The sequence below is a fragment of the Klebsiella sp. B345 genome (assembly GCF_051131735.1).
GTDB lineage: Bacteria > Pseudomonadota > Gammaproteobacteria > Enterobacterales > Enterobacteriaceae > Klebsiella.
Genome location: NZ_CP180443.1, coordinates 2,301,633 through 2,317,618, shown reverse-complemented (window position 1 = coordinate 2,317,618; position 15,986 = coordinate 2,301,633). Strand labels below are relative to the sequence as shown.

Sequence of the window (15,986 nt, the reverse complement as noted above, 5' to 3'; positions counted from 1 at the left end):
GGTCTTTGTCGTTAACGTGAAAACGGCGCTCCTTCACAGGAACGCCGTTTTTTTATTTTTGTTGAACAGGATCTGTCATGACTGCGTATTGGGTTGCCCAGGGCGTCGGTGTCATCGCCTTTTTTATCGGTATTACCACCTTTGTGCACCGCGACGAGGGTCGCTTTAAACGTCAGCTGGCGCTGTACAGCGGGATCATCGGCCTGCACTTTATCCTGATGGGGGCGATACCGGCTGGCATGAGTGCCGGGCTCAATGCCGTACGCACCTTGATATCATTGCGTACCCGTAGCCTGTGGGTGATGACGATTTTTATTGTTCTGACTCTGGTGCTGGGGCTGGGGAAACTACAGCATCCGATGGAACTGCTGCCGGTCGTGGGCACCGTCGCCAGCACCTGGGCCCTGTTCCGCTGTAAAGGGCTGACCATTCGCTGCGTAATGTGGTGCTCTACCGCCTGCTGGGTGACGCATAACCTGTGGCTGGGGTCGATTGGCGGAACGCTGATTGAAGGCAGCTTTTTGATCGTCAACGGTCTGAATATTATCCGTTTCCGGCGCATGATAAAGCGGGGGATCGATCCGTTTAAACAGGAAGTGGTGGAGATGCAAGAAACCCCCTCCGCACGCTAGCGGAGGGGGTCGGCAGGATTAATCGCGCAGCGCGTTTTTCGCCAGCTGATCGTCTTCAGCCATACAGGCCGCGGCGGTGAACAGCACGTCGGTAGAGGAGTTCAGTGCCGTTTCGCAGGAGTCCTGCAGTACGCCGATGATGAAGCCCACAGCAACCACCTGCATGGCGACATCGTTCGGAATGCCAAACATGTTACAGGCCAGCGGGATCAACAGCAGAGAACCACCGGCGACACCGGAAGCACCACAGGCACACAGCGATGCCACGACGCTCAGCAACAGGGCGGTCGGCAGATCCACCGGAATGCCCAGGGTATGGACGGCGGCCAGCGTCAGCACCGTAATGGTAATGGCGGCCCCGGCCATATTGATAGTGGCACCCAGCGGGATGGAGACTGAGTAGGTATCGCGATCGAGGTTCAGTTTTTCGCTCAACGCCATATTCACCGGGATGTTGGCGGCTGAGCTACGGGTAAAGAAGGCGTACACACCGCTTTCACGCAGGCAGGTCAGCACCAGCGGATACGGGTTGCGACGGATCTTCCAGAACACCAGCAGCGGGTTAATCACCAGCGCCACCAGCAGCATACAGCCAACAAGCACAACCAGCAGCTGCGCATAACCCCACAGGGTAGAGAAACCGGTGGTCGCCAGGGTGGATGAGACGAGGCCGAAAATCCCAAGTGGCGCAAAACGAATCACCATTTTCACAATAAAGGTCACCGCATGGGACACATCGTTGATCAGGTTTTTGGTCGTCTCATTACCGTGACGCAGTGCAAAACCCAGGCCAACGGCCCAGACCAGGATCCCGATATAGTTGGCGTTCAGCAACGCATCAATAGGGTTCGACACCATGCTCATCAGCAGCCCGCGCAGGACTTCGACAATCCCCGATGGCGGAGTGATATCGCCGGCGGCAGCATTCAGATGCAGCGTAGAAGGGAAGATAAAGCTAAACAGCACGGCGGTTAATGCGGCGCTGAAGGTCCCCAGCAGGTAAAGGAACAGAATCGGACGGATGCTGGTTTTCTGCCCCTGCTGGTGGTTAGCGATTGATGCCATGACCAGCATCAATACGAGTACCGGCGCGACAGCTTTCAATGCGCCGACAAACAGCGTACCGAGCAGGCCAGCAGCAATGGCCGCCGGTTTTGACACCAGCGCTAACAGCACGCCAAGAATCAGCCCCACTAAAATTTGTTTAACCAGACTGCCCTGAGTAAGGCGCCGTAGCAGGCCTGATGAAGGCGTTTGTGTCGTCATAATGCATTCCTTGTTGTGATGTTGCTGTCCGTCTCTGTACGTACTCTTTGTTACGCTTATGTCCGGATGTAAGTAAATGTTTGCCTGGTTGAGTATACGGAAAGCATGGCGGGTAGGAAGCGTAAAATGCTGCTTATTTCGTCCAGATCTTGTTTTTTAACTATATATTAACGAATGTGTGACATAGGGAGGGATAATGCGTGGCGCCTGTTGCTGGCCGGGCGAAAACCCTCTTCATCCGGCCGCTTATGGCTTATTGCTGTAATTTTTTCTTGTCGTTCTGCATATTGACCCAGGCGTTAATCAACAAGGTCAGGGTTAAAATACCGCCCACCACGCCGAGCGAAATGCCAATCGGGATGTGGTAGAAATCGACGATGAGCATCTTGATACCGATAAACACCAGGATTACCGACAGGCCATATTTCAGCATCGAGAAGCGCTCCGCCACGCCCGCCAGCAGGAAGTACATGGCGCGCAGGCCAAGGATCGCGAACAAGTTTGAGGTCAGCACGATGAACGGATCGGTGGTCACGGCGAAAATCGCCGGGATGCTATCGACCGCGAAAATAACGTCGCTTAACTCCACCAGGATCAGCACCAGCAGCAGCGGAGTGGCAAACAGGACACCGTTTTGCCGTGTGAAGAAGCGTTCATTTTCAATTTTATCGGTCATCCGCAGGTGACTACGGATCCAGCGTACCAGCGGTTTGTCGCCGATGCCGGAATCATCTTCCTTCGCCAGCGCCATTTTCACACCGGTAAACAGCAGGAACGCGCCGAAGATATAGAGCAGCCACTCGAACTGGGAAATAAGCCAGCTTCCGGCGAAGATCATCACCGTACGCAGCACGATAGCCCCAAGAACCCCGTAAACCAGTACCCGACGCTGTAGCGCAGGCGGGACCGCGAAGTAGCTGAACAACATCAGCCAGACGAAGACGTTATCAACGGCCAGCGCTTTCTCAATGAGATAGCCGGTAAGGAAAGCCAGCGCCTGAGGATCGGCAACCGCGCGGCCCTGGGTTTGTGCCAGGTACCACCAGAAAGCGGCGTTAAAGAGAAGGGAGAGGGTGACCCAAAGCATCGACCAGCCTGCAGCCTGCTTGATGGTCATGCCATGCGCACCACGCCGACCCTGAAGAAACAGATCGATGGCCAGCATGATCACCACGACCACGGCGAATCCACCCCACAACAACGGTGTGCCGACAGTATTCATTACTCGATTCCTTACATAAAAACAAAACGGCTGACGTCGGAAGACGGCAGCCGTTGCGTGTTTATGCATAGACCTCGCCTTCCGGCAAGGTCTCACTTACAACAACCAAAACACCGCGCACTGAAGGCGAACGCTTTGGTTATTGCCCGGCGACCGGATGCGGTTTTGCACGCATCGTAATGACGATCCACCGGCAAGGAAGTTACTCCCCTTTGCACGTAACAAAATATTACAAGTCATAAGAGGCGTCAATGGTCGATGACGGCCTCTTTACACTCTTTTACGCCACCTGTGGATTATCCGCCGGGAATACCACACCGGTCTGACGGCGAATTTCACTGAGCAGTTTGGCCGTAATCCGGCTGACTTCCAGACCCGGGTGATTCACCTGATTGGCCTCGACCAGATTCGCGAAAACGTCCGCCTCATACAGCATAGTATTGATGTGCTGGGGCTGCGTCAGATCCTGCGCTTTGCCGCCGCGGGGGATGAACGCGACCTTCTGGCACTCCGAGATTTTCTCGATCACCAGCGCACCGGCTTCGCCCTGGATTTCACTTGGCAACGTAGAATCGCTCACTTTTGAGTGGTGCAGCGTGACGTTAAAATCTGCATAGCTCAGTACCACGGTACCCTGGGCATCAACGCCGCTGTCCAGCAGGCTGGCGCTGGCGTGCACGGCACGCGGTTCACCCCACAGCGCGACGGCTGAGGCCAGGCAGTAAAAGCCGATATCCATGATCGAACCGTTGGAGAACGCCGGGTTGAAGGTGTTCGGGTTCTCGCCATCGAGATAGCGCTGATAGCGTGAGGAGTACTGGCAGTAATTGATAAAGGCTTTATGCAGTTTGCCCACTTTACTGAGCGACTGCTGCAGCAGCAGGAAATTCGGCAGGCTGGCGGTTTTGAAGGCTTCGAACAGCACCACCTGATTTTCCTGGGCGCTGCGGATGGCGGCTTCAACTTCCTGAATGTTGGAGGCCAGCGGCTTTTCACAAATCACATGCTTTTTATGGCTCAGGAACAGCTGCGTTTGCGGGAAGTGCAGGGAGTTCGGGCTGGCAATATACACGGCGTCGACGGCATCGCTCTGCGCCAGATCCTCCAGCGACGTGAACAGATGGTCGACGGGATAATCGCGCGCAAAGGCCTGGGCTTGTTCAAGGCTGCGAGAGTAAATTGCGGTGAGTTTATACTTGCCAGTTTCATGGGCGGCATCGACAAACTGTTTGGTTATCCAGTTTGTACCAACAACAGCGAAACGTATCATAAACGTTGACGAACTCCGTTAAAGGGGACCTTTTGCCACTCTACCATGCCAGCATGACAAAACCAGTGCGCCATTATGCAGAACGATTTAACGAAAGATGCGTTAGCCACAGGCGAGTATCGAACTCCAGTTGGTGGTACTGAGGTTCCATATAACAGCACAGCTGATAGAAGGCTTTGTTGTGATCTTTCTCTTTGAGATGCGCCAGCTCATGGACCACAATCATACGCAGAAAGGCCTCCGGCGCATCGCGGAATACCGTCGCCACCCGGATTTCAGCTTTGGCCTTCAGCTTGCCGCCCTGAACACGCGAAATGGCGGTATGCAGGCCGAGCGCGTTATTCAGCACGTGAATTTTGTTGTCGTACATGACCTTATTGATCGGCGCCGCGCCGCGCAGATAGCGGGACTTCAGATCCTGGGTGTACTGATACAGCGCCTTATCGTTATTGACGTCGTGGCCTTCGGGGTAGCGTTTATTCAACACCGCGCCCAGACGTTGTTCGGCGATTAGCGTACGGACCTGAGAAAGTAAATGCTCCGGGTAGCCCTGCAGGTATGTCAGTTGGCTCATCAATGCTCCAGACGGAAGAACGTCACATCCTCTTTCAGGTGGCTTCGGCGCATCCTGAATGATTTTGTGTGCAAAAAGGGTATACTCACGCACCCTTTCAGGGATAACACCGAAATTTTACCACTCAGGAGGGCCGATGAGCCACTTAGACAACGGTTTCCGTTCACTGACATTGAAACGTTTTCCGGAAACGGACGACGTCAACCCGCTCCAGGCGTGGGAAGCGGCGGATGAATATCTGCTGCAGCAGTTAGATGACACGGAGATTAACGGCCCGGTCCTGATTCTGAATGATACCTTTGGCGCATTGAGCTGCGCCCTGGCGGAGCATACCCCGTTCAGCATCGGCGACTCCTATTTAACCGAACTTGCCACCCGTGAGAATTTACGCCATAACGCGATCGAAGAATCCAGCGTCAAGTTCCTCGACAGCACGGCAGAGTACCCGCAAGCGCCGGGAATCGTGCTGATCAAAGTGCCGAAAACCATGGCCCTGCTGGAGCAACAGCTGCGCGCATTGCGCCTGGTGGTGACGCCGGAAACCCGCATCATTGCCGGGGCAAAAGCCCGTGACATCCATACCTCGACCCTTGAGCTGTTTGAAAAAGTGCTGGGGCCGACCACCACGACGCTGGCCTGGAAAAAGGCCCGTCTGATCAACTGTACCTTTAGCGCGCCGGCTCTTGCCGATGCGCCGCAGACTTTAAGCTGGAAGCTGGAAGGGACCGATTGGACTATCCACAACCACGCGAACGTGTTTTCACGTACCGGGCTGGATATTGGTGCGCGTTTCTTTATCGAACATCTTCCTTCAGACCTTGAAGGCGAAATCGTCGATCTGGGCTGCGGCAACGGGGTGGTTGGGTTGACGCTGCTGGAGCAAAACCCGCTGGCCAGCGTGGTGTTTGTTGATGAGTCGCCGATGGCCGTTGCCTCCAGCCGCCTGAATGTCGAAACCAACATGCCGGACGCGCTGGATCGTTGCGAGTTTATGATCAACAACGCCCTGTCAGGCGTCGAGCCGTTCCGCTTTAACGCCGTGCTGTGCAACCCGCCGTTCCACCAGAAACATGCGTTGACGGACAATATCGCGTGGGAGATGTTCCACCACGCGCGCCGCTGCCTGAAGATCAACGGCGAGCTGTACATCGTGGCGAACCGTCACCTCGACTATTTCCACAAGCTGAAGAAGATTTTCGGCAACTGCACCACCGTCGCCACCAATAATAAATTCGTGGTGTTGAAAGCGGTGAAAATGCGCAAGCTGCGCTGATCGCCAACCGTCAGCCGGGCTACTCATCTCAAGTAGCCCGGGCAATTGGGGTAAATTTCGTTAAATCTCCAGCGCCAGCTTCGTGCCCTGGGCGATGGCGCGGCGGGCATCCAGCTCCATCGCCACATCGCACCCGCCAATCAGATGCACGACTTTCCCTGCCGCACGCAACGGATCCGCCAGCTCGCGGCGCGGTTCCTGCCCGGCACAGATAATCACCCGATCGACGCGCAACACCTGCGGCTCTCCGCCGATCGTGACATGCAGCCCCTCATCATCGATCTTCTGGTAGCTTACGGCCGGGATCATCTTAACGCCGCGCGCCAGCAAGGTTGCCCGGTGGATCCAGCCAGTGGTTTTACCTAAACCGTCGCCAGGCTTACTGGCCTTGCGCTGGAGCATCACAATGTTGCGTGGACTTTTCTCCAGCTGCGGCCCTTCCGGGCGCAGGCCGCCGGCTGTCTGCAGGCTGGTATCGATACCCCATTCTTTGCAGAATTCGGCGATATTCTGGCTGGTGGCGATGTCGGGTTGGCTCAGGAACATCGCGGTATCAAAACCGATCCCGCCGCAGCCAATAATCGCCACGTTATTGCCCACCGGCGCTTTGTCGCGCAGGACATCGAGATAGCTCAGCACTTTCGGGTGGGTGATGCCTTCGATCTCCGGCATCCGTGGGGCGATCCCGGTGGCGAGGATCACTTCATCAAACGCCGTCAGGCGATCCGCCGTCACCCGTTCGCCGATGCGTACGTTAACGCCGTGCCGATCCAGCATCCGACGGTAGTAGCGCAGCGTTTCGTAAAACTCCTCTTTGCCCGGGATCTGTTTGGCAATATTAAACTGGCCGCCGATCTCCTGCTGCGCGTCAAACAGGGTTACAGAATGGCCGCGCGCGGCAGCATTCACGGCAAACGCTAGCCCGGCCGGGCCCGCGCCGACCACCGCCAGACGTTTAGGTAGCGGTGCCGCGGTCACCGGCATCAGGGTCTCATGGCAGGCGCGCGGGTTGACCAGGCAGGAGGTGACTTTGCCGACGAAGATCCGATCCAGGCAGGCCTGATTGCAGCCGATGCAGGTGTTGATCTCATCTGCCCGTCCGTTTTGCGCTTTGCTCAGGAACTCGCCATCGGCGAGGAAGGGGCGGGCCATCGACACCATGTCGGCATCACCACGGGCGAGAATCGCGTCCGCAACGTCAGGATCGTTGATACGGTTGGTGGTCACCAGCGGGATCGACACGGCGCCTTTGAGTTTGCGGGTCACCCAACTGAAGGCGCCGCGCGGAACCGGGGTGGCGATGGTGGGAATGCGCGCTTCGTGCCAGCCGATACCGGTATTGATAATCGTGGCACCCGCCGCTTCGATGGCCTGCGCCAGCGTGGTAACTTCTTCCAGCGTGCTGCCGTCGGTCACCAGATCGAGCATCGACAGACGGTAGATAATAATAAAGTCATGGCCGGCCCGTTCGCGGACCGCGCGCACCACTTCCACGGCAAAGCGCATGCGCCGGGCATAATCGCCGCCCCACTCATCGCTACGCTGGTTGGTGCGGGTGGCGAGGAATTCGTTAATCAAATAACCCTCTGAGCCCATCACTTCAACGCCGTCGTAACCGGCCTCCCGGGCCAGCTGCGCGCAGCGGGCGAAATCGTCGATCAGCTTGAGGATCTCCTGATGGCTCAGCGCGTGCGGGGTAAAGCGGTTAATTGGCGCCTGTAACGCCGACGGGGCCACCAGCTGCGGCTGATAGCTGTAGCGCCCGGTATGCAGAATCTGCAGGGCGATTTTGCCGCCTTCGCGGTGTACGGCTTCGGTAATCTGCCGGTGGTGCGCCAGATGGTGGGCATCGTCGAGCACCGCGCCGCCTGCCATGGTGACCCCGGAGGCCGCAGGGGCCACGCCGCCGGTGACAATCAGCGCCACGCCGTGGCGGGCGCGTTCGGCGTAAAAGGCCGCCAGCCGCTCTGCGCCGTCGGCATGTTCTTCCAACCCGGTGTGCATGGAACCCATCAGCACGCGGTTTTTCAACTGGGTGAAACCCAGGTCGAGCGGGGCGAATAACGACGGGTAGTGGCTCATAATGGCTTCCAGTCTCTTATACCCGTCATACTTCAAGCTGCATATGTGTTGGCTGCGCCCGTTCACCCCAGTCACTTACTTATGTAAGCTCCTGGGAATTTACGGCCTTGCCGCCTTCATGCAGCTTGAATTATTTCGGGTATGTAACATTATTGTTATGTGGTCGGATGAGTTACTAATTTAGCCGTCGCGCGGAAAAAGGGAAAAAGAGAGTGCGGTGATTGTGATGGGATTCAAAGATCCTGCAGGCCAGTTGAACGGCGATGCTGGAGTCAGCATGCGCCGCCTGTGGTGTCGTCGGGGTGAGGCAGGTTACGGCGTCCGCGCCCGGACGGGCGGAACCAGCCCCGGCGCCTGCCACATCGAGGTGGTCAGGCCGCTGTCCACCAGCCCCAGTTGGTCAGCATAGACCGACTGCCATTTTTCCATCATCCCCTGATACAGCTCGCGGTGGGCCGGGTTCGGTGTAAAGACCCGATGCCAGCTCACCAGTTTTTCCCCGGCGGTCGCCATATCCTGGTACAGACCGGCACCGGTACCGGCGGCAATGGCGCAGCCCAGCGCGGTGGCTTCGCGCACCACCGGCACCCGCACCGGCAGGCCGGTGACGTCGCTGAGGATCTGGCTCCACAGCGCCCCTTTTGAGCCGCCGCCGGCGAATACCAGACTGTCAAATGTCACGCCGGAGAAGCGCGAGATTTGCGCCAGGTTGCAGGCGGAGACAATCGCCGCGTTCTCCTCCAGCGCGCGGAACAGCGTGGCCTTGTTGCATTTCTCCGGGTCGATGGAGAGGTTAATAAACGACGGTGCGGCGTGATACCACTGCTTGAAATGCATCGCATCGGAGAAAATCGGCATCACGCCGTGCGAGCCTGCTGGTACGCGGCTGGCCATCTCCTCAAGCAGGGAATAGGCATCCACCCCGAGGCGCTCGGCAACCAGTTTCTCTTCGGCGCAAAACGCATCGCGGAACCAGCGCATGGTCAGGCCAGTAAAGAAGCTGATGGATTCCGCCTGCGCCATGCCGGGAATGACGTGCGGGTTCACGCGGATGTTCATGTCCGGGTCGGTCCGCACTTCCGGCAGGTTGACCACCTGTTGCCAGAAGGTCCCGCCCAGCACGGCGCTTTGCCCGGCGCGCACCACCCCAAGGCCCAGGCAGCCGAGCTGAACATCGCCGCCGCCCATCACCACCGGCGTGCCGGCCCGCAGGCCGCACTGCTGCGCCGCCGCGTGGGTCACCGCGCCGAGCAGCGTCCCGGTCTCTTTGACCGGGGAGAGCATATCCGCGCGCAGTCCGGCCATGTCGAGCAGCGCCGGGCGCCAGTCGCGGCTGAACAGGTCGAGCATTCCGGTAGTACCGGCGTTTGACGGGTCGACGGCCAGCTCGGCGGAAAGTTTTGCCGCCAGCCAGTCACTAATCATGGTGATAGTCGCTGCCTTGCGGTAGATATCCGGGCGATGGTGGGCCAGCCACAGCAGGCGCGGCATGGCGCTGAGTGCCAGGGTCTGGCCGGAGACGTCATACACTTCGGATTCAAAATGAAAATCGTGGATCTCTTTGAGCTCCGCGACTTCGCGGCTGGCGCGGGCATCGACGTTGGCGCAGGCCCAGATGGCCTCGCCGTTACGATCGTACAACACGATGCCTTCGCGCATTGAACAGCAGGCCACGGACTGAATATCGGCCCCCTGAAGATGAGCGTTTGCCAGCGCCTGGCGAATGCACTGGCAGGCCAGCTGCCAGTTGGTGGTGAGGTCGAACTCCATTGAGCCGGGCACATTTTCGATACTCAGGTGCTTCCATTCCGCCTGGCCAACTGCCAGCTGGCGGCCGCTGAGATCGAAAATCACCGCCCGAATACTGCCGGTCCCGGCATCTAACGCTAACAGGTAACTCATGACATGCGCCTCGCGATTGTTGCGCGGCGCAGGGCCGTCAGGAGGCCAGCGTGAGCACCGCGCGTGCTGTTGTCTCTTCCGTTACCAGGCCATTGATGCGTTTGCCCACCAGGGCGGCATAAATCGCCTGCGCTTTTTCCGTCCCACCGGCAACGCCGACAATGGTCGGCAGCTGCGCCAGCTCGTCGAGGGTCACCCCGAGTAATTCCCGGTGAATTTCCAGCCCCTCAACCCGCTGACCGTCGGCCTGCAGGAAATACCCCAAAATGTCGCCCACTGCGCCTTTGCGGGCATACATCAGCTGCTCGCCTTCGCTGATATAGCCAGAACGCAGGATCGTGGCATCACGATGCTGGTCGATAGCGCCAATGCCCACGACCGCCGCATCTGCCGCCGTCGCCGCAAGGATCACGTCCCGGACGCTCGACTCCCGGCGTAAAATTTCTGCCACATCGGCAGAAGAGACCCGCAGCGGCGCCGGAATAATGCTGACGCGACAGGCGGCGTCCAGCTGACCGATGCCGGTCATATACGGGCCGACACCGCCGGAGAGTGTGACCAGGCGTACCTGCTGCGAGCTGATAAACCCGCTAAGGTGCTGCAGGCAGCTCATGGTCGCCTCACCAAAACCCACCGCCAGCAGCTGTCCCGGTTCGAGGACGCCCATCAGCGATTGCGCCGCGCCAATCCCCAGACGGGTGTTCATCGGTGGGGCGTTGAGCGCCGGCAGCACCCGGGCAATCTTTAAGCCAAAACGCTGTTGCAGTTCGGTTTCCAGCGCCAGGCACCCCTCGTAGCGGGAGTTGATCTGCACGCGGATCACTCCGGACTGGCGGCCCTTCTCCAGCAGGCGGGAGATCTTTAAGCGCGGCAGCCCCAGGCGCTCGCCAATATCGTTCTGCGTCAATCCATCGTGGTAGTAACACCAGGCCACGCGCGCCACCAGCTCCTCTTCGGCTAACGCCAGGCCAGCGTAGCGGCTCTCTTCCGTAATGCGTTTTTCGCTCATAAAGTGAACTCTTATAAAAATTTAGATCATATGTTCGCTCTTGCGCAGCCGGAAAGTGTGAGCCGACTGGCAAAACCGATCTTTCATGGTTCGGCGATTTTTTCCAAGGATCTAAAGCACCAAACTGTGATCTTTGCACGGTTGTAAATATAGTTCACCGTCTACGCTTTTGAACATTATTAAATTAAAAAATCATTTGTTCATATGAGGCGTGACAATGAAGCCATTGCTTGAAGCCCGCCAGATCCGCAAACAGTTCTCCGGCATCGCCGTGTTGAAGGGTATTGATTTCACGCTCTTTTCCGGCCAGGTGCATGCGCTGATGGGCGGCAATGGCGCGGGAAAATCAACGCTAATGAAGATTATCGCCGGCGTCGAAATGCCTGATGACGGTGAACTGACGCTCGGCGGACGTACATTTTCGCGTCTCAATCCGGCGTTGGCTCATCAACTGGGGATTTACCTGGTACCTCAGGAGCCGATGCTGTTTCCCAACCTGACGGTGCGCGAGAACATTCTTTTCCGTCTGCCCAGGCGACCCGAAAACGGCGGACGTTTGCAGGAGAAGCTGCAGCAGCTGAACTGCCAGATCAATCTGGAAGCGGCGGCCGGCACGCTGGAGGTGGCGGATCAACAAATGGTGGAGATCCTGCGCGGCCTGATGCGCGACGCGCAGATCCTGATCCTCGATGAACCGACGGCTTCGCTGACCCCGGGCGAGACGGATCGTCTGTTTCGTCAGATCCGCGCGCTACAGGATCTCGGCGTCGGAATCGTCTTTATCTCGCATAAGTTGCCGGAGATCCGCCAGATCGCCAGTCATATCTCGGTCATGCGGGATGGCGCGGTGGTGCTGAGCGGCGAAACGGCGGCACACAGCGACGCCCAGTTGATTAGCGCGATGACGCCGACCGACCGCCAGCACGATCTGAGCGATTCGCAGAAGCTGTGGCTGGCGCTTCCGGGCAACCGCCGTACCCAGCCGCAGGATTTCCCAGTGCTGCGGGTGGAGGATCTGACCGGCGAAGGGTTTATCGATCTCAGCCTGGAGATCCACGCCGGCGAGATCGTCGGCCTGGCCGGACTGGTGGGATCCGGGCGCACCGAATTTGCCGAAACGCTCTACGGGCTGCGCGCGCCGCGGGCCGGGCGCGTGTGGCTGGAGAACCGCGATATCAGCCGCGACAGCACGCGCCAGCGTCTGGCCAGCGGACTGGTCTATTTACCCGAGGACCGCCAGGTGTCCGGGCTGTTTCTCGATGCGCCGGTGCGCTGGAACACGGTGATGTTCAACCAGCCATCGTGGTGGCAGCAGCGCCAGCGCGAAGCAGCGGTGGTGGAGCGCTACCACCGGGCGCTGGGCATCAAACTGAATCATAGCGAGCAGACCGTGCGGACGCTCTCCGGTGGCAATCAGCAAAAGGTGCTGCTGGCCCGCTGCCTGGAGGCCAACCCGCTGCTGCTGATCGTCGATGAACCCACGCGCGGCGTCGACGTTTCCGCCCGGGCTGACATCTACCAACTGTTGAAGAGCGTCGCCGCACAAAACGTGGCGGTGCTGATGATATCGAGCGACCTCGATGAGTTTGTCGGGCTGGCCGACCGGGTACTGGTGATGCACCAGGGCCGGCAGAGCGGGGAACTGCTCAGGCCGGCGGTGACCGTCGATCGCATGATGACCCTGGCCTTTGGAGGAGAGTCATGAAAACGTTACTCAGAAACCGCGAGCTCAGCGCGTTGCTGGCGATCCTGGCGCTGTTTGCGCTGCTGATTGTCCTCAACCCGGCCTGGTTCAGCCTGCAAATTCTGGCGATGATCTTTGCCAGTTCGCAAATCCTGTGCCTGCTGGCGCTGGGGGCCACGCTGGTGATGCTGACCCGCAATATTGATGTTTCCGTCGGTTCGACCGTCGGCCTGAGCGCGATTGCGGTCGGTGCCGCGCTCAACGCCGGCTATGACCTGACGCTGGCCATCGGCTTTGCGCTGGCGGTTGGCGCCCTGGCCGGGGCGTTTAATGGCTTGCTGGTGGTGGGGCTGCGTATTCCGGCGATTGTCGCCACGCTGGGGACACTGGGATTGTATCGCGGGGTGATGCTGTTGTGGACCGGTGGCAAGTGGATCGAGGGTCTGCCCGATAGCCTGAAGTCGCTGTCAGAGCCGCTGTTTATCGGCGTCTCGCCGCTGGGCTGGTTGGTGCTGGGGCTCCTGCTGGTGGGGGCGTGGCTGCTGGCGCGCACCGCCTTTGGCCGCGATTTCTACGCCGTGGGCGACAACCTGGCCGCCGCGCGTCAGCTCGGCGTAGCGGTGAATCGCACACGCATGCTGGCGTTCACCCTGAACGGCATGCTGGCGGCCTGCGCCGGGATCGTTTTTGCGGCGCAGATCGGTTTTGTCCCTAACCAGACCGGCAGCGGGCTGGAGATGAAAGCCATTGCCGCCTGTGTGCTGGGCGGAATTTCTCTGCTTGGCGGAACCGGAACACTCGTCGGCGCCTTTCTCGGCGCCTTTTTCCTCACTCAAATCGACACCGTGCTGGTGCTGCTTCGGCTGCCGGCGTGGTGGAACGACTTTATCGCCGGCCTGGTGCTGCTGGGCGTACTGGTGCTCGACGGGCGGTTGCGCCAGGCGCTGGCGCGTCATCAGCGGGCGCTGAAGTACAGCCGCTTTCAGCCCGGTAACAAAGGGGGAAAGCATGTCACCCCGTTCACCAACCGCAAAAACAAAGAGGTGGCGTAGATGAAGCTCAACTGGGAGTGGGCGTTGCTGCTGTTACTGGTGCTGGAGATCCTGCTGTTTGGCGCGATCAACCCGCGGATGCTGGACATCAACATGCTGCTGTTCAGCACCAGCGATTTTATCTGTATCGGCATCGTCGCGCTGCCGTTGACCCTGGTGATCATCAGCGGCGGGATCGATATTTCACTGGGTTCCACCATTGGCCTGTGTGCGATTGCCCTCGGGGTGATGATGCAGGCGGGCTGGCCGATGGCGCTGGCGATCCCGCTGACTCTCGTGGTGGGTCTGCTGTGCGGTCTGCTGAATGCGGCACTGATCCACTACACCGGCATCAGCCCGCTGGTGATCACCCTCGGCACGCTGTACCTCTACGGCGGGGCTGCGCTGCTGCTTTCGGGGATGGCGGGGGCGACCGGTTATGAAGGGATTGGCGGCTTCCCGGACAGCTTTACCGCTTTCGCCAACCTGACGCTGCCCGGACTCCCGCTGCCGTTACCGCTGGTGCTGTTTGCGGTGTTGAGTTTTTTCTTCTGGCTGCTGGCCCACCGCGGGCGCTTTGGCCGCCATCTCTTTTTGCTGGGACAAAACCCCCGGGCCGCGCGCTACGCCGCGTTGTCGGTGAACGGCATGCCGTATGTGCTGTATGGCCTGGTGGGAGTCGCGTCGGCGATAGCGGCGCTGATTCTGGTCTCCTACTTCGGCTCGGCGCGCTCGGACCTCGGCCGCGACTTGCTGATGCCGGCCCTCACCGCCGCCGTACTCGGCGGGGCAAATATCTACGGTGGGTCCGGTTCGGTCCTGGGTACGGCACTGGCAGCACTGCTGGTGGGGTATCTGCAACAGGGTTTACAGATGGTCGGCATCCCCAACCAGGTGTCGAGCGCGCTGTCAGGGGCGCTGTTGGTTGTGGTGGTGATGGGGCGCTCGCTGAGTCTGCACCGTGAATGGGTGCGAATGGCCTGGCGACGTCTTTTCTCGCGAAGAACAATCGGAGCACAACAATGAAAGCAAAACGTATCCTGCAGGTCAGTGCGCTGGCGCTGGCGATGAGCGTTATCACCGCCCAGGCGGCAGACCGCATCGCTTTTATTCCTAAGCTGGTCGGCGTCGGCTTCTTTACCAGCGGCGGCAACGGCGCAAAAGAAGCTGGCAAAGCGCTCGGCGTGGATGTCACCTACGACGGCCCCACTGAACCCAGCGTCTCGGGCCAGGTGCAGCTTATCAATAACTTCGTCAACCAGGGCTACAACGCGATTATCGTCTCTGCGGTGTCGCCGGATGGCCTGTGCCCGGCGCTGAAGCGGGCGATGCAGCGCGGCGTGAAGGTGCTGACCTGGGATTCCGACACCAAACCAGAGTGCCGCAGTATCTATATCAACCAGGGGACACCGCAGCAGCTCGGTGGCCTGCTGGTGGAGATGGCCGGGAAGCAGGTGAGTAAACCGGCCGCTAAAGTGGCGTTTTTCTACTCCAGCCCCACGGTCACCGACCAGAACCAGTGGGTGAAAGAGGCCAAAGCCAAAATCGAAAAAGAGCACCCGGAGTGGCAAATCGTCACCACCCAGTTTGGCTATAACGATGCCACCCGTTCCCTGCAAACCGCTGAGGGGATCTTAAAAGCCTACCCGGATCTTGACGCCATTATTGCCCCGGACGCCAACGCGCTGCCGGCCGCCGCGCAGGCGGCAGAAAACCTCAAACGTCAGGGGGTTGCGATCGTTGGCTTCAGTACGCCGAACGTGATGCGCCCGTACGTGGAGCGCGGCACGGTGAAAGCCTTCGGCCTGTGGGACGTGGTGCAGCAGGGCAAAATTGCGGTGAACGTCGCCGATCGCTTACTTAAAAAAGGCGATCTTAACGTTGGTGACAGCGTGGAAGTGAAAGATCTCGGGGCGCTGAAGGTCGAGCCAAACAGCGTGCAGGGTTATCAGTATGAAGCGAAAGGCAACGGGATCGTGCTGCTGCCGGAGCGCGTGGTGTTCACCAAAGAGAACATCAATAACTACGACTTCTGAGGGAG

General features: G+C 59.1%; 13 protein-coding genes. 6 read left to right on the top strand and 7 right to left on the bottom strand.

Annotated elements, in window-relative coordinates:
- Positions 1-77: 77 nt before the first annotated feature.
- Positions 78-632: a YgjV family protein gene (locus ACMYSO_RS10825; RefSeq protein ID WP_434670499.1), complete on the top strand. Its 555-nt coding sequence runs from the start codon at positions 78-80 to the stop codon at positions 630-632.
- A gap of 18 nt (positions 633-650) precedes the next feature.
- Here the strand turns inward: ACMYSO_RS10825 and sstT are convergent, their stop codons facing one another.
- From sstT to ACMYSO_RS10805, 4 genes are all read right to left on the bottom strand, one after another.
- Entirely contained in the window at positions 651-1,898 is a 1,248-nt protein-coding gene (gene sstT, locus ACMYSO_RS10820) for a serine/threonine transporter SstT (RefSeq protein WP_434670498.1), read from the bottom strand.
- Positions 1,899-2,151: 253 nt separating this feature from the next.
- Entirely contained in the window at positions 2,152-3,120 is a 969-nt protein-coding gene (locus ACMYSO_RS10815; protein WP_434670496.1) for a TerC family protein, read from the bottom strand.
- Between the two features lie 280 nt (positions 3,121-3,400).
- On the bottom strand, positions 3,401-4,390 hold the full coding sequence (locus ACMYSO_RS10810; protein ID WP_434670495.1) for a Gfo/Idh/MocA family protein: 990 nt from the start codon (positions 4,388-4,390) through the stop codon (positions 3,401-3,403).
- Between the two features lie 73 nt (positions 4,391-4,463).
- Positions 4,464-4,964: a M48 metallopeptidase family protein gene (locus ACMYSO_RS10805; protein WP_123756387.1), complete on the bottom strand. Its 501-nt coding sequence runs from the start codon at positions 4,962-4,964 to the stop codon at positions 4,464-4,466.
- A 136-nt stretch (positions 4,965-5,100) separates the two neighbouring features.
- Here ACMYSO_RS10805 and rlmG point away from each other — a divergent pair, with 136 nt between their 5' ends.
- On the top strand, positions 5,101-6,237 hold the full coding sequence (rlmG, locus tag ACMYSO_RS10800) for a 23S rRNA (guanine(1835)-N(2))-methyltransferase RlmG (protein ID WP_434670493.1): 1,137 nt from the start codon (positions 5,101-5,103) through the stop codon (positions 6,235-6,237).
- 60 nt (positions 6,238-6,297) lie between these two features.
- On the opposite strand, the gene ACMYSO_RS10795 is transcribed toward rlmG, so the two are convergent.
- The 3 genes from ACMYSO_RS10795 to lsrR form a co-directional block, all read right to left on the bottom strand.
- Positions 6,298-8,319 (bottom strand): FAD-dependent oxidoreductase, encoded by a 2,022-nt coding sequence (locus ACMYSO_RS10795; RefSeq protein ID WP_434670492.1) that lies wholly within the window; start codon positions 8,317-8,319, stop codon positions 6,298-6,300.
- A 312-nt stretch (positions 8,320-8,631) separates the two neighbouring features.
- On the bottom strand, positions 8,632-10,221 hold the full coding sequence (lsrK, locus tag ACMYSO_RS10790; RefSeq protein WP_434670491.1) for an autoinducer-2 kinase: 1,590 nt from the start codon (positions 10,219-10,221) through the stop codon (positions 8,632-8,634).
- Positions 10,222-10,258: 37 nt separating this feature from the next.
- Positions 10,259-11,230 (bottom strand): transcriptional regulator LsrR, encoded by a 972-nt coding sequence (gene lsrR, locus ACMYSO_RS10785; protein ID WP_434670490.1) that lies wholly within the window; start codon positions 11,228-11,230, stop codon positions 10,259-10,261.
- 217 nt (positions 11,231-11,447) lie between these two features.
- Here lsrR and lsrA point away from each other — a divergent pair, with 217 nt between their 5' ends.
- Genes lsrA through lsrB form a run of 4 tightly spaced genes read left to right on the top strand, consistent with a single transcriptional unit; the run spans position 11,448 to position 15,981 of the window.
- Complete coding sequence (gene lsrA, locus ACMYSO_RS10780; RefSeq protein ID WP_434670489.1) at positions 11,448-12,935, top strand: autoinducer 2 ABC transporter ATP-binding protein LsrA; 1,488 nt, start codon at positions 11,448-11,450, stop codon at positions 12,933-12,935.
- Positions 12,932-13,966 (top strand): autoinducer 2 ABC transporter permease LsrC, encoded by a 1,035-nt coding sequence (gene lsrC, locus ACMYSO_RS10775; protein WP_434670488.1) that lies wholly within the window; start codon positions 12,932-12,934, stop codon positions 13,964-13,966. Before lsrA ends, lsrC begins: the two co-directional genes overlap by 4 nt.
- Positions 13,967-14,971, top strand: coding sequence for an autoinducer 2 ABC transporter permease LsrD (lsrD, locus tag ACMYSO_RS10770; RefSeq protein WP_434582989.1), 1,005 nt, complete (start codon positions 13,967-13,969; stop codon positions 14,969-14,971).
- A complete protein-coding gene (lsrB, locus tag ACMYSO_RS10765) occupies positions 14,968-15,981 on the top strand; it encodes an autoinducer 2 ABC transporter substrate-binding protein LsrB (RefSeq protein ID WP_434670487.1) in 1,014 nt (337 codons plus the stop codon). Before lsrD ends, lsrB begins: the two co-directional genes overlap by 4 nt.
- Positions 15,982-15,986: the final 5 nt, after the last annotated feature.

Excerpts from the sequence above, each read along its gene's own strand:
- ACMYSO_RS10825 (WP_434670499.1), top strand. The coding sequence starts at position 78 with ATGACTGCGTATTGGGTTGCCCAGGGCGTCGGTGTCATCGCCTTTTTT.
- lsrC (WP_434670488.1), top strand. The coding sequence starts at position 12,932 with ATGAAAACGTTACTCAGAAACCGCGAGCTCAGCGCGTTGCTGGCGATC.
- lsrB (WP_434670487.1), top strand. The coding sequence starts at position 14,968 with ATGAAAGCAAAACGTATCCTGCAGGTCAGTGCGCTGGCGCTGGCGATG.
- sstT (WP_434670498.1), bottom strand. The coding sequence starts at position 1,898 with ATGACGACACAAACGCCTTCATCAGGCCTGCTACGGCGCCTTACTCAG.
- lsrR (WP_434670490.1), bottom strand. The coding sequence starts at position 11,230 with ATGAGCGAAAAACGCATTACGGAAGAGAGCCGCTACGCTGGCCTGGCG.
- lsrK (WP_434670491.1), bottom strand. The coding sequence starts at position 10,221 with ATGAGTTACCTGTTAGCGTTAGATGCCGGGACCGGCAGTATTCGGGCG.
- ACMYSO_RS10810 (WP_434670495.1), bottom strand. The coding sequence starts at position 4,390 with ATGATACGTTTCGCTGTTGTTGGTACAAACTGGATAACCAAACAGTTT.
- ACMYSO_RS10815 (WP_434670496.1), bottom strand. The coding sequence starts at position 3,120 with ATGAATACTGTCGGCACACCGTTGTTGTGGGGTGGATTCGCCGTGGTC.
- lsrA (WP_434670489.1), top strand. The coding sequence starts at position 11,448 with ATGAAGCCATTGCTTGAAGCCCGCCAGATCCGCAAACAGTTCTCCGGC.
- lsrD (WP_434582989.1), top strand. The coding sequence starts at position 13,967 with ATGAAGCTCAACTGGGAGTGGGCGTTGCTGCTGTTACTGGTGCTGGAG.
- rlmG (WP_434670493.1), top strand. The coding sequence starts at position 5,101 with ATGAGCCACTTAGACAACGGTTTCCGTTCACTGACATTGAAACGTTTT.
- ACMYSO_RS10805 (WP_123756387.1), bottom strand. The coding sequence starts at position 4,964 with ATGAGCCAACTGACATACCTGCAGGGCTACCCGGAGCATTTACTTTCT.
- ACMYSO_RS10795 (WP_434670492.1), bottom strand. The coding sequence starts at position 8,319 with ATGAGCCACTACCCGTCGTTATTCGCCCCGCTCGACCTGGGTTTCACC.